This window comes from Rhodovulum sp. BSW8 (assembly GCF_003314725.1).
Lineage (GTDB): Bacteria > Pseudomonadota > Alphaproteobacteria > Rhodobacterales > Rhodobacteraceae > Rhodovulum > Rhodovulum visakhapatnamense.
This window is the reverse complement of sequence record NZ_QNVX01000036.1, coordinates 202,930-216,326: the sequence shown is the minus strand read 5'-3', so window position 1 is coordinate 216,326 and position 13,397 is coordinate 202,930. Positions and strand designations below refer to the sequence as shown.

At 68.9% G+C, this 13,397-nt stretch carries 9 protein-coding genes; 6 read left to right on the top strand and 3 right to left on the bottom strand.

Going from position 1 to position 13,397, the window contains the following annotated elements; all coding sequences use genetic code 11:
* The first annotated feature begins 6 nt into the window (after positions 1–6).
* The gene (locus DSD19_RS15170; protein WP_113670191.1) at positions 7–666 is read left to right on the top strand and encodes a response regulator transcription factor; all 660 of its coding nucleotides are present in this window, start codon (positions 7–9) and stop codon (positions 664–666) included.
* The gene (locus DSD19_RS15165; RefSeq protein WP_113670190.1) at positions 663–2,096 is read left to right on the top strand and encodes a HAMP domain-containing sensor histidine kinase; all 1,434 of its coding nucleotides are present in this window, start codon (positions 663–665) and stop codon (positions 2,094–2,096) included. The genes DSD19_RS15170 and DSD19_RS15165 overlap by 4 nt, the downstream gene beginning before the upstream one ends.
* Before the next feature lie 15 nt (positions 2,097–2,111).
* Here DSD19_RS15165 and DSD19_RS15160 read toward each other — a convergent pair whose 3' ends face one another.
* Positions 2,112–2,831 carry a FadR/GntR family transcriptional regulator gene (locus tag DSD19_RS15160; RefSeq protein ID WP_243628035.1) on the bottom strand — a complete coding sequence of 240 codons (720 nt, stop codon included), beginning with the start codon at positions 2,829–2,831 and terminating at the stop codon, positions 2,112–2,114.
* A 122-nt stretch (positions 2,832–2,953) separates the two neighbouring features.
* Here DSD19_RS15160 and DSD19_RS15155 point away from each other — a divergent pair, with 122 nt between their 5' ends.
* From DSD19_RS15155 to DSD19_RS15140, 4 genes are read left to right on the top strand one after another with little or no spacing between them, the layout of a single operon-like run.
* Positions 2,954–3,748, top strand: coding sequence for a transporter substrate-binding domain-containing protein (locus tag DSD19_RS15155; RefSeq protein ID WP_113670189.1), 795 nt, complete (start codon positions 2,954–2,956; stop codon positions 3,746–3,748).
* A 55-nt stretch (positions 3,749–3,803) separates the two neighbouring features.
* Entirely contained in the window at positions 3,804–4,475 is a 672-nt protein-coding gene (locus DSD19_RS15150; RefSeq protein ID WP_113670188.1) for an amino acid ABC transporter permease, read from the top strand.
* A gap of 1 nt (position 4,476) precedes the next feature.
* Entirely contained in the window at positions 4,477–5,214 is a 738-nt protein-coding gene (locus DSD19_RS15145) for an amino acid ABC transporter ATP-binding protein (protein WP_113670187.1), read from the top strand.
* 26 nt (positions 5,215–5,240) lie between these two features.
* A complete protein-coding gene (locus DSD19_RS15140) occupies positions 5,241–6,500 on the top strand; it encodes a cysteine desulfurase-like protein (protein WP_243628031.1) in 1,260 nt (419 codons plus the stop codon).
* Positions 6,501–6,611: 111 nt separating this feature from the next.
* Here the strand turns inward: DSD19_RS15140 and DSD19_RS15135 are convergent, their stop codons facing one another.
* Together DSD19_RS15135 and DSD19_RS15130 are read right to left on the bottom strand one after the other, a co-directional pair.
* The gene (locus tag DSD19_RS15135) at positions 6,612–11,981 is read right to left on the bottom strand and encodes an ExeM/NucH family extracellular endonuclease (RefSeq protein WP_133260449.1); all 5,370 of its coding nucleotides are present in this window, start codon (positions 11,979–11,981) and stop codon (positions 6,612–6,614) included.
* A 131-nt stretch (positions 11,982–12,112) separates the two neighbouring features.
* Positions 12,113–13,369 carry an Hsp70 family protein gene (locus DSD19_RS15130; RefSeq protein ID WP_113670186.1) on the bottom strand — a complete coding sequence of 419 codons (1,257 nt, stop codon included), beginning with the start codon at positions 13,367–13,369 and terminating at the stop codon, positions 12,113–12,115.
* Between the last annotated feature and the right edge of the window lie 28 nt (positions 13,370–13,397).

Here is a 13,397-nt window from a genome sequence, read left to right as displayed (position 1 = left end):
GAACCGATGCGCATCCTGCTGATCGAGGACGATACGGTACTGGGGGCCGCGGTGGCCGACCAGCTGCGGGCCGACGGCCACTGCGCCGACTGGGCCAAACGGCTGGACGCGGCCGACGACACGCTGGCGGTCGGGGCCTTCGATCTGGTGCTTCTGGACCTGATGCTGCCCGACGGGCGCGGCATTCCCTTCCTGCGCCGGATGCGGGCGCGGGGCGACGCGACGCCGGTCATCATCCTGACCGCGCTCGACCAGGTGTCGGACCGGATCGAGGGGCTGAACGCTGGCGCCGACGACTACATGGTGAAGCCCTTCGATCTGGACGAGCTGTCGGCCCGGATCGGGTCGGTCGCCCGGCGCTATGCGGGCAACCCGAACCCGTTGATCAATCTGGGGCCGCTGGAAATCGACCTGGCTGCCAAGGCGGTGCGTCGCGACGGCCGCCCGGTGACGCTGACCCATCGCGAATGGGCGCTGTTCGAGGCCTTCGTGCAGGCGCCCGGGCGGCTTTTGTCCAAGGCGCAGCTTGAGGAGCGGCTTTATTCCTTCGACGACAGCATCGAAAGCAACACCATCGAGGTGCATGTCAGCCGGTTGCGCAAGAAACTCGGCCGCAGCGTAATCGATACCGAGCGCGGGCTCGGCTACCGGCTGGGCAGCCCGTGAGGGCGCCGCGCTCGTTGCAGGGGCGGCTGGCGCTGGCGGTGGGGCTGGCGGTGACCGTGCTGTGGATCGCCGCGGCGGGCGCCACGCTGCGCGAACTGAGCCACGAGATGGACGAGGTCTTCGACGGCGCCCTGCGCGATGCGGCGCACCGGCTGCTGCCGCTGGCGGTGCGCGTCCATGAGGGCCGCGACCGGGGGCTGGCGCTGGGGCCGCTGGTCCGGGGCGAGCGGGACGGACATCGCCGCAAGGATGACGATGACGACGACTGGCACGAGGACCGCCGCAACCGGCATGCCGAGGAATGGTCGGAACGCATCCGGCAGTTCAACGGCGATGTCGAGGATCTGAGCTATGTGGTGCGCGACGGCGACGGCTCGATCCTGCTGATTTCCGAGGATGCCGAACCCGACGATTTCCCGCCATTCCGGCGCGAGGGCTTCAGCCGCACCGCGACCCACCGCCTGTTCTACGAATCCGCGCGCGGCGAGGACGTGACCATCGCCGTGGCGGAACCCCTGTCGCGCCGCAGGGACATTGCGCGCGAGATTGCGACGAACCTCGCTTTGCCTCTGGCGGTGGTGATCCCGCTCAGCCTGCTGGCCATCGTGATCGCGGTGGGCACCAGCCTGCGCCCGGTGCGCAGCCTTCGCCAGCAGCTGGCGGAACGCGGCTCGCGCAATCTTTCGGCGCTGGGCGATGGCGGCCTGCCGACCGAGCTGCGCCCCATCGTCGGCAGCATCAACGACCTGCTGTCCCGCCTGCGCGCCGCCTTCGAGGCCGAACGCAGCTTTGCCGCCAATGCCGCGCACGAGCTGCGTACCCCGGTCGCGGGCGCCATCGCCCAGGCCCAGCGGCTGCGCGCCGAGACCGCCGACCGCAGCGCCGCAGCCCGCGCCGCCGAGATCGAGACCACCCTGAAACGGCTGAACCGCCTGTCCGAAAAGCTGATGCAGCTGGCCCGCGCCGAGGGTGCGCGACTGCGCGTGGCCGAGCCCTCGGACCTGCGCCCGGTGCTGCGGATCGTGGCGGACGATCTCGAACGGCTGGGCTCGGCCGGGCGCATCGCCCTGACGATGCCCGAGACGCCGGTGCTGTCCGATCTCGACCCGGACGCCTTCGGCATCCTCTGCCGCAACCTGATCGAGAACGCGCTGAAACACGGCACGCCCCAGGGCCCGGTCGAGGTCGCGCTCGGCCCGGGCGGCGTGCTGTCGGTCGCCAATGACGGCGCGCCGGTCCCGCCAGAGGAACTGGCGCGGCTGACCGCGCGCTTCGCCCGCTCGAATGGCCGGGCCGAGGGCGCGGGGCTGGGGCTTGCCATCGTACGCACCATCGCCGACCGGGCCGCGGGCCGGATCGAGCTCCTGTCGCCCCGCCCCGGCAAAAGCGACGGGTTCGAGGCGCGGTTCACCCTGCCCGCCCGGCCCTGAGCCGGGCGCGCGGCCTCAGGCCAGAACGATCCCGGCGCTGCTGGCGGTGTTGCGGATATGCGCGCCCATCGCCGCCGCGCTGCCCGCCCCGTCGCCCGCCCGAAGCGCCGCGATGATCTGGCGGTGTTCGGCGATCGACTGCGCCATGCGGGCGCAGGCGGTATTGGGAACAGGCTGGCGCTGGCTTTCGGTCAGAAGGCTCTGCACCGACTGGTACAGCCGCCACAGCATCCGGTTCGGGCAGGCCCGGGCGATGGTTTCGTGCAGCCGCAGGTCGGCCTCGACATGGGCCACCAGATCGCCCTGGTTCCAGGCGCTTTCGAAGGTCGCGTTGGCATGCTCCAGCGCGTCGAGATCGGCCGCGCCCAGATGCCCGGCCGCCAGCCGGCACAGCTCGGTCTCGATCAGCAGGCGCGACTGGAACACGTCGCCGATGCTGAACGCCCCGTCATAGCGCCAGGGCGAGGGCAGCCGGTCCTCGCCCTCGGGATCGACCACGAAGGTCCCGCGCGCGGGCAGCGTGCGCACCAGACCCAGCGTCTCGAGCGTCAGAAGCGCCTCGCGCAGCGTCGGGCGCGACACCTTCAGCCGGTCCGACAGCACCCGCTGCGACGGCATTTTCTCGCCGCGCTTCAGTTCGCCCGACCGGATCATCTCCTGCAGATGCCGCGCCGTGGCCTGCGCGACCGGCACCTTGTCGTCATGGGAAATCATCGCACCCTCCAGCCCGGCCATCCTATCGCCCGCGCCGCAAGGTCCGCAACTTGGGCTCTTGCATTCGGACCGGCCTCATGGTCCCATACTGGTCAGACCGGTTTGTCCGGTCAATCCAGAATCATAACCAACGGGGATCGACAATGACCAAGACAGGGATGACCGCCGCCGCGCTCGGGCTGGCGGTACTGGCGGGCGGCGCACTGCCCGCGGCGGCGCAGGACACGCTGACCGTCGGCGCCAATATCGGCAACGTTCCGTGGGAGTTTCAGGACGAGACCGGCGCCTTCGTGGGCTTCGAGATCGACCTGGTGAATGCCGTCGCCGAAAAGCTGGGCGCCGAGGTCGAGATCGTGAACATCCCGTTCAACGGGCTTTTCTCGGCAGTCCAGTCGGGCCGGATCGACATCGCCACGTCCTCGATCACCATCACCGACGAGCGGTTGACGTCGGTCACCTTCGCCCAGCCCTATTATGACAGCGACCAGTCGCTGACCGTCGTCGCGGGCGGCCCGGCCTCGCTGGACGAGATGTCGGGCAAGACCGTGGGCGTCGATACCGGCTCGACCGGCGACATGTGGGCGACCGAACACAACGCCGAATACGGCTTTGGCGATATCCGCCGGTACGAAGGTCTTGCGCCCGCCATGCTGGACCTGACCGCGGGCCGGATCGACGGCTATATCTCGGACATTCCGGCGCTGCTTTACTACGTCAAGGACAAGCCCAACCTCGAAGTCGTCCAGCGCATCGAGACCGGCGAGAAATACTCGATGATGTTCGCCAAGGACGCCCCGCTGGCCCAGACCGTGAACGATGCGATCACCGCGCTGAAGGACGAGGGCGCCATCGCCGCGCTGCACGAGAAATGGTTCGGCAAGGCGCCGGAGGACACCACCTCGACGGTGCGCGTCCTGCCGATTCCGTCGCTCGACTGACCGAAGACCGGGGCCGCGCCACCGCCGCGCGGCCCCCTTCCAGAGAAAGACACCCATGGGAATCGTCGAGACCTTCCTGAACGCCGAGGTGTTCGTCCGGACCTGGCCGCTGCTGGTCAAGGGGCTCTGGGTGACGCTGCAGCTCGGCGCGTCGAGCATCCTTGCCGGGCTGGCGCTGGGCCTCGGCCTGTCGATGGTCCGGCTTTACGCGCTGTGGCCGCTGCGGCTGCTGGCCCGGATCTATATCGACGTGTTCCGCTCGATCCCGGTGCTGGTGCTGCTGATCGTGGTCTATTACGCGCTGCCCTTCGTCGGCATCCGGCTGTCGCCCTTCGTGTCGGCCATGACCGCTCTGTCGCTGGTCTCGGGCGCCTATGCCGCCGAGATCTTCCGGGCCGGGATCGAGGCGATCCCGCGCGGCCAGTTCGAGGCCTCGGCCGCGCTGGGTCTGACCGCGCGCCAGACCATGATCGACGTGATCCTGCCGCAGGCGATCCGGGTGGTGATCCCGCCCCTGACGAACAATTCGATCAACGTCGTCAAGGACACGGCGCTGGCCTCGGTGGTGGCGATGCCCGACCTGCTGAAACAGGCGACCCAGGCCCAGGCGCTGGCCGCCAACCCGACACCGCTGATCGGGGCGGCGCTGATCTATCTGGCCTTCCTCTGGCCGCTGGTCGCGCTGGTCTCCCGGATGGAGCGCCGCTTCGGCGCGAGGAGGCGCTGAGATGTCCGGCTTTGTGAGCATCCGCAACCTGCGCAAGTTCTACGGCGATTTCGAGGTGCTGAAGGGCATTGATCTGGAAATCGAGAAGGGCGAGGTCGTCTGCGTGATCGGCCCCTCGGGGTCCGGCAAGTCGACCCTGATCCGCTGCATCAACCGGCTGGAGGAGTTTTCCGAGGACAGCGCGATCCTTGTGGACGGGATCCATGTGACGCCCGGCCGCTCGCTGGCCCGGGTCCGCGCCGAGGTCGGGATGGTGTTCCAGTCCTTCAACCTCTTTCCGCATCTGACCGTGCGCGAGAACGTCATGCTGGCGCCGCGCCGGGTCCGCCGCACCCCCCGCGCCGCGGCCCGCGCGCAGGCCGACCGGCTGCTGGCCCGGGTCGGCATCGCCGAGCAGGCCGACAAATATCCCGAGCTTCTGTCGGGCGGCCAGCAGCAGCGCGTGGCCATCGCCCGGGCGCTGGCGATGGAGCCGCAGGTGCTGTTGTTCGACGAACCCACCTCGGCGCTTGACCCCGAGATGGTGGGCGAGGTGCTGGACGTGATGCGCGCGCTGGCCGGGACCGGGGTGACCATGGTGATCGTGACCCACGAGATGGGCTTTGCCTCGCAAGTCGCCGACCGGGTGATCTTCATGGATGGCGGCCGCGTGCTTGAGGTCGGACCGCCCGATCAGGTGCTGGGCGCGCCGCAAGAGCCCCGGACCCGGAATTTCCTCAGCGCGGTGCTGAACCACTGACGCGATCTTACCGACAAGGACAGACGATGACCGAACCGACCGACCCGCTCGACATGGCGTTCGTGCAAAGCCAGTTTCCCGGCCTGCGCGACGACTGGGTGTTCTTCGACAATGCCGGGGGCGCGCAGACCGCGCGCGGCGCCATCGAGCGGGTGACCGAGTTCCTGACCCATCGCAACGTTCAGATCGGCGGCAGCTATCAGGTCTCGCTCGACGCGGCCGAGGCGCTGATGCGCGGACGCCGGGCGGCGGCGACCCTGGTCAATGCCGCGCGCCCCGAAGAGATCGTCTTCGGCCCCTCGACCACGGTGCTGATGCAGACGCTTGCCGCCGCGATGCGCAGCCAGTTCCGGCCCGGCGACGAGATCGTCGTGACCATGGCCGATCATGAAAGCAATATCGGCCCCTGGATGCGGCTGCGCGAATTCGGGGTCGAGGTCAGGGTCTGGCCGCTCGACCCCGAGACCCATGAACTGAAGCTGGAGGATCTCGCGCCGCTGATGTCCGACCGGACGCGGCTGGTCTGCGTCACCCATGTCTCGAACATCCTCGGCCATATCACCCCGGTGGTCAGGATCGCGCGGTTCGTCCATGACCATGGCGCGCAGATCGTCGTCGATGCCGTCGCCTATGCGCCGCACCGGCTGATCGACGTGCAGGGCTGGGATGTCGATTACTACGTCTTCAGCCTCTACAAGACCTACGGGCCGCATACCGCGATCATGTATGGCAAGTACGACCTGCTGTTGCGGCTCGACGGGCTTTATCACTACTTCTACGGCAAGGACAAAGTCCCCGGCAAACTCGAACCCGGCAACCCGAATTACGAACTCGCCTACAGCACCGAAGGGGTGGTCGAGTATCTGGCGGCGCTGGGCACCCGCGCCGGGGCGGCCGCCGATGCCAGCCTGCGCGACCGGGTGGCCGCCGGTTACGCGGCGATCGAGCGCCACGAGGCCCTGCTGACCGACCGGCTGCTGTCCTGGCTGAACGCCCGCAACGACTGCCGGGTGATCGGCCCCGCCCGGACGGGCGACGCGGCGCGAGTTCCGACCGTGTCCTTCCGCTTCGACGGGCTCGATTCGGGGGCGGTGACGCGGGCGATGGACGGTCACGGCATCGCCATCCGCCATGGCGACTTCCACGCCCGGCGGCTGGTCGAGGCCCTGGGCGAGACCGGCGATGGCGGCGTCCTGCGGGTGTCGATGGTGCATTACAACACGCTGGCCGAGGTCGACCGCCTGACCGCCGCCCTGGCCGAGATCGTTCAGGCCGCCGCGGCCTGAACCGTACGCGCTTCAGCAGCGCCCGCCGGTCCTGCGGCCCACCCCCTGGTCGCGCGGCGCGGCCTGCCGGAAGGACCCGGGCCGGAGGACTTTCCCCGGCCCGGGCCCGGTTCAGGCGCCCATGAACGTGTAGTCGTGCACGAAGTCGATATTCGCCGCCGTCACGCCGCTGCCGCGGATATAGATGGCGTCGTCCTGGCCCAGCGGATCGTCGAGATAGACCACGACGCTGGTTCCGGACTGGACGATCCCGGCGATCTCGACCCCCTGGCCCAGCGCGATCCGGTCGACCCCGACCTCGTAGTCCAGCACGATATCGCGCTCGCGGCTGCCGTTCAGCGCCTCGTCGCCGAAGTAGAACAGATCGGCCCCGGCCCCGCCCAGCATGGTTTCGTAGAAGCCCGCGCCCGAGACCACCAGATCGTCGCCATCGGTGCCCGTCAGGCGGTCGTTGCCCGCGGTACCCATCACCAGCGTCAGCGCCGGGGCGTCGATCACCGTGTCGTCGCGGTAGTTGAGGTTCTGGATCCGCTCGTCGCCCTCGGCCCCGGTATCGGCCAGATCGAAGGCGCTGTCGGCATCGCCGAAATTGGCGGCCAGATACTCGGCCAGCGCATCCTGTTCGGTGCCGTCTGCCGCGAAGGTGGCGACGCCCGACAGGGTGCCGTCCGTGGTGCCGTCGCCATCGAGATCGGCCAGATCGACCCGGTCGGTATAGGCCGCCTCCTGCGGGAAGGGATAGCCGTCGCCGCCATCGGCCATGAAGTTCAGAGTCACGACGCGGACAAGCCCGTCGGCATCGCCCACCAGTTGGCCGTCGCGCACCAGCACGTCGATGTCGTTGCCATCGGCATCGGTGATCGCGGCCGAGACGATCCGCGCCCCCGCCGGCAGGTCGGGGTCGAAGCTGAACTGCACGCCCGAGATCTGCGGGAACTGGCCCGCCGCCGAGGGTGCCGCGGCGACCCCATGTTCGAGGATCGCGACCAGATCGGCCCGGGTCACCGTGACCAGCGACAGCGCGTTGTTGAAGGCCAGCGTCGCCTTGATGTCGGTCTCGCTGATGCCGCCCTCGGGTTTGACGATTTCGCCGTCGGCATCGACAATCTCGCCATTGGCCTGGCGCACATAGTCGGTGCCGCCCGGAGGCACCACGGTCTCGCCGATCGAGGCGCGGATGCCGCCGCCGTTCTTGATCGAGACCAGCACCGTATCGTCGACCGCCCTGGCCGCCGCGAGGTTGGCATCGGCGGTCAGGTCGCCCAGGTTGGTTTCCTGGGTGCGGACCCCGTCGGCGTCGCCCTCGGCGCCGGAGCCCGAGCGGTTGCCGTTCAGGAACACCTCCGAGATGCCGAAGACATTGCCCTCGGTCGCCACGATCTGCGCGCCGATGGCATCGGCAATCGCCTGGATCTCGGGATCGACAAGATCCCCGGCGCCCAGATCCGCCACGCCCTGATCGTCGGTTGCATAGGCGCCCGAGACCTCGGCGTCGTAGCTGTCGGCCAGGATGTGCCCGTCCTCGTCGAAGTCGATGACCAGCCGGCCCACGTATTTGTAGGACCCGTCGGTATTGACCACGGCGACGGTGTTGCCATCCGCATCGGTGACGAATTGCGGATAGGTGCCCTGCGCCGCGTCGTCATCGCGCAGCCGGTCGGTCTCGTCCGCCAGCAGCGTGTTCGACCCGCCCGCCAGGATCACATCGACATCCGACAGCCGCGAGGCCAGCGCCAGCTCGATCCCGAGGATCTGCATATGCGCCATCAGGATGACCTTGTTCATCCCCGGATTGGCGGCCAGCACCGCGTCGACCTCGGCCTGGATCACCGCGGCCAGAGCGTCAAGCTCGGCCCCGGTCGGCTGGGTCCCGGCCCAGTCGGGCGAGATGGTCACGCCGCCGGGGCTCGAGATCCGGCCCAGCGTCGGCGTGGTCGCGCCCACGACACCGATCAGCTCGCCATTGACGTCTAGAACGGTCGACGAGGTGATCGAGTTGCCCTGCGGCGCCTGCCCGCCCGCCACGGCAAGCGGGCCGAGGTTCGCGTCGGTCGAGACGTCGAGATTGGCCGAGAGATAGGGGAAGAGCGTGCCGGCGAAGTCCTGCCCGGCCAGAGCCGAGCCCGTCAGCGCCGAGAAATCGCCCGCCGCATCGCCCGAGATCAGACCGGCCAGGACCGCCGTGCCCTTGTCGAATTCGTGGTTGCCCAGCGCGACGGCCGCAAAGCCAAGCTCGTTCTGGATCTGGATATCCGCGATCCCGCCCGACCCGAAGACAGCGGCCGAGGCCTCGAAGAAGACGCCCGGGATGAAGGCGTCGCCGGAACTCAGCCGGATGGTGTTGTCGGCCACTCCGTCATGGCCCAGATCCTGCGCCTCAAGCGCGTTCATCACCGCCGAGAGGTTGGGCGCCGCCGCGACCGAAGAGGCGCTGCCCTCCTGGTCCGAGACATGCAGGATTTCCAGTGTGAAGATGCGGGGCGCGCTTTGCAGGTCGAGCCCGACCACCACCGGATCGTGATCCGAGGCGCGGTAGGGGTCGGCGGTGTAAAGCGATCCGTCGCGCCCGTAATCGAGGTTGTAGTCGAGCGCGTCGGCCTCGTCGGCATTGATGTTCCAGATCGTGGCGCCGGTCACCTGACCGGCAAGGCTGCCGCTGGCCAGCGCATGGTCGAGCGAGCCGGTCATGCCATCGAAGACATAGGAATAGCCGTCCGGGTCGTATCGGGTGACCACGTTGACATAGTCGTCCGCGGTGCCCGCGATGTCGTCGGCGCCCGCCTCGATGGCGCGCACCGGGTCTTCCTTCGTATAGGCGTTCAGATCTCCGATGATCAGGACATCCGGGTCGCCCGAGCCGGTCGGATCGGAGGCCAGCCAGTCGGCCAGCGCCTTGGCGGCCTCGGTGCGGGTCGCGTTGTTGGCCCCCTGCCCGTCGCCAATGTCCTCATCGCCCGGCAGCACCGAGCCCTTGGATTTCAGATGCGTGACGACGGCGGTGAAGCTTTCGCCGCTGGCGGTCTCGGTGAAGGTCTGGGCCAGTGCCGGGCGCTGTACGCCCTCGGTCGCGAAGCGGCTGTCGACGGTTTCGTCGAGCAGGGCGAAATCGCCGGTCAGCGACACGGTATCGGTGTTGTAGAGGAAGCCCACCTTGATCGCGTCGCCTTCAAGCGCGCCGCCCATGGCGCCCTCGATCGGGCCGGTCTCGACATAGGCATAGCTGCAGCCCTCGGCGTTCAGCGCCGCGACCAGCGCCGCCAGCGAGGTCGAGCCCAGCGGGTCGTTCTCGATCTCGATCAGGCCCACCACATCGGCCGCCACCGCCTTGATCGCGGCCACCAGCTTGGCTTCCTGGCGGTCGAACTCGGACATCCCGTCATAGGAGAACGCATTTGCACCGCGCGGCTCCAGGTCGCCCGCAGGCCCGGTATTGTAGGGGCCGTTGTAGCTGCCGGGAGTGGTGTCGATGGTGGTGAAGTAGTTCAGCACGTTGAAGGACGCGACGGTCAGGCTACCGCCCACATCCTCGGGCGCTTCGCTGCGCGGATTGGTGGCGGTCAGTTCGCCCGCCTGCGGCAGGTGGATGCGGTATTCAGGCTCTTCCGAACTCGAGGCGCTGTCCTCGGAATAGCTGAGAACGCCGGTCAGCCCGGTATAGACATCGCCCATCCGGATCACGTCGCCCCCATCGAGCCTGCCGTCCTCGCCGAGGAAGGGCACCAGGATCTCGGCCGGGTTCTGCACGTCCGACCCGTCATCCAGCACCAGCGACCGCGCCGCCACCTCTTTCAGATAGGCGGCATAGCCCTCGACGCCGGGCTCGAAGATCTCGGTATAGGTGGCCAGTTGGCCCTCCGAGCTGATCCGGATCGTGCCGAACCGGTCCAGCTGGAACATCTCGGTCACGCTCATCTCTTCGGGAATGGCGACCAGCATGCCCTCGTAGGCCTCGAGATTGGCCACATAGTCGCCATCGGCATCGACCAGCACCGTCGCGGTGGGGAACTGGATCACCGTGGCCTCGGGCAGCGCCGCCGTGCCGTCGACCGAAACGGCATCGGCGTTGATCCGGGTCTCGCCGCCGGTTTCGGCAACAAGGCCCTCGACCGTCACCAGATCGCCCGCCGAAACCGCCCGCGTCGAGGCAACGAAGATCCCTTCCGAGGTCTTCGAATTGCCATCGGCATCGCTGTCCTCTTCCTGGATGTAGAAGCCGCCAAGCCCCGGCATGACCTGGGTCACGACCGCCTGCACCCGGACCGCCGCCCCCAGCAGCGGGCTATCGTCGGCCGCCCCGGCCAGCCCGACCAGCGTGCCGTCGGCCAGATCGGTTTCGCCCTGAATGTCGTGGATGAGGACATCGGCATAGTCCCCGCCGATCTCGCGCGTGGCGGCGGTGGGGGTGTTGGCCGGGCCGAGGTTGAAATCGGCCAGCACGAAATCGGCCGCGCTGTCGGTATCGACGCCATCCTCGGCGCGGCGCGCGCCCGCGGGCAGGAAGCTGCCATCGGGGCCGACGACCGGCGCGCCGAAGGCGAAGGACCCCGCGCCCTCGCCATCGGTCACGCCGAGGCTGTCGATCACGGTCTCGGCGCCGGTGACGCTGTCGCCCGACAGCAAGGCGGTCTCGACCAGCGCCAGCGTGTAGCTGGAATTCTCGATGGTGTTCGTCGCAATCACCAGATCGGGCGTCACGCCATAGACCTGCGCGACCGACGCGGTGCCGACCAGGAAGAAACCGTTGGTGCCCAGCGCGTCCCCGGCACCGAAGTCGATCCGGGCATCGATATGGCCGTTATCCGACTGCGCGTCGCTTTCGACCACGATCAGGCTCAGCCCCGCCAGCGACTGACCGGGCGCGCCGTAAAGCTCGACATATTCGACATCGGTGCCGGTGGTGCTGCCCAGCACCTCGTTGATCACCAGCGCCTGCGCGGCGCCGCCGTAACCTGCCAGCGGCACCGGCGCGGCGGCGGTGGCATTGGCGGTCGCGTCGTCCAGCGCGTCTGCGCCCGAGAAGGTCCAGTCGGCGGGCTTGAAGACCGGGCTCGGGCCGGTGCCCGGATTGCGCGCGGCCCAGCCGTCGCGATAGTCCCAGACGGTGCCGCTGCCCGAGGCGTCCGGCGTGCCGAAGGTATCGACCACGGTGCCGTTCAGGAACAGCTCGATCGCGTCATCGCCGTTGATCGAGGCGGCGCTTGGCGCGACGAAGTCCGGGGCAAATCCGAAGAAGGCGGCAAAGCCGGTCGATTCGGTCGCAACGTGAAGATAGCTGCCCGCCTGCACCGAAACGGGGGGAAACACGAATTCCTGCCCGTCCGTACCACCGCCATTATTGGCAGAGCCAAGCCCGTAGACCGAAAGATCGGCAATGTCTTCAAGGGCATAAAGCTCGATGGCCTTGGGCAGCCCGCCGCTCAGCGGGCCGTCGACGATGGCGGTCAGCACAAGACCGGACCCGGTCGATGCGAGTTCAGGCATGGTGAATTCTCCCCGTTGCGAGGACCGCCCCCCGCGACCCCCTGCGCACCCCCTTTCGGGGCCGAAGCCAGCCCTAGCAGCGACACATGACGGAAATGAGAAGGTTAACGCCCGGCGAACAGGCCGCCGCGTCAGGCCTCGGCGGTGGCCAGGGCCAGCCCGTCGACGACGGCGGTAAAGGCCTCGGACCGGCGCAGCGCGGCGCCGGGGCAGACCGCGCGGGCCTCGGCCTCGACCAGCCCCATCAGGCTCGACCCGCCGACCAGCACCACCGCGCCGATCTGGTCGGGGCGCGCCTGGGCCAGCATCAGGGTTTCATAGATCGCCATCCTGAGCGGCTCGCGGCAAGGCGCGAGCGCCGCGTTCAGCGAGCCCGCCGTGATCGGGGCGCCAAGGCCGCGTTCGATCCGGCCCATCTCGATCCGCGCGGCCGCACCGCCGCCATTGGCCGCGATCTTGCCCGCCTCGACCGCGAAGGCCAGTTCGTGGCCCAGCCGCGCGCCGATCACATGGCCAAGCCGCCCCATCGCCGCCGCGTCGACCGCGTGGCGTTCCATGTCGGCCACCGCCCGTTCGGTCTCGCGCGTGTAAAGAAAGGGGATCATCGCCCAGGTCGACAGATCGACATAGATCGCCTTCGGCACCGGCAACAGCCCCTCGCCGAAGCTGCGGCGCAGGTCGCCGCCAAGCCCCAGCAGCGGCATCGCATGGGCCATCGAGACGGCATGGTCGAAATCGGTGCCGCCCAGCCGGATCCCGTGGCTGGCGAGGATCTCGATGCCGCCCGGCGCCGCGCGGAAGACGGAGAAATCCGAGGTGCCGCCGCCGATATCGACAATCAGTCCCAGCTCGTCCGCCCGGGCATCGGCGCGGGCGGCCAGCGCCGCGGCCTCGGGCTCGAAGCGGAAACCCACCTCGCGAAAGCCCGCCGCCTCGTAGCAGCCGCGCAGATCGGCCTCGGCGGCGGCGTCGCGGGCCGGATCGGCGCTGTGGAAATGCACCGGACGGCCCGACAGGACCCGGTCGAAGCGGGTGCCCGCATCGGCCTCGGCCCGGGCCTTCAGCTCGGCCAGAAAACCGGTGACGATCTCGGCCAGCGTCCGCCGCTTGCCGCCGATCGGGCGCGCCTCGTGAAAGAGCGGCGTGCCCAGCACGCTTTTCAGCGCGCGCATGTAGCGCCCTTCCTCGCCCGCGATCAGCGCCTCGGCGGCGGCCGAACCGATCCGCATCGCCGACCGGTCCTCGGGAAAGAAGATGGCGGTGGGCAGGGTCTCGGCGCCGGGCTCGATGGCCAGCCTGCGGACCTGACCCCCGGCCAGCATCGCCGCGGCCGAGTTCGAAGTTCCGAAGTCGATGGCAAGCGGAGCGGAGGCAAGCGGGGCGGACATGGCGGGACTCCCTGACGCACGAAGCCTG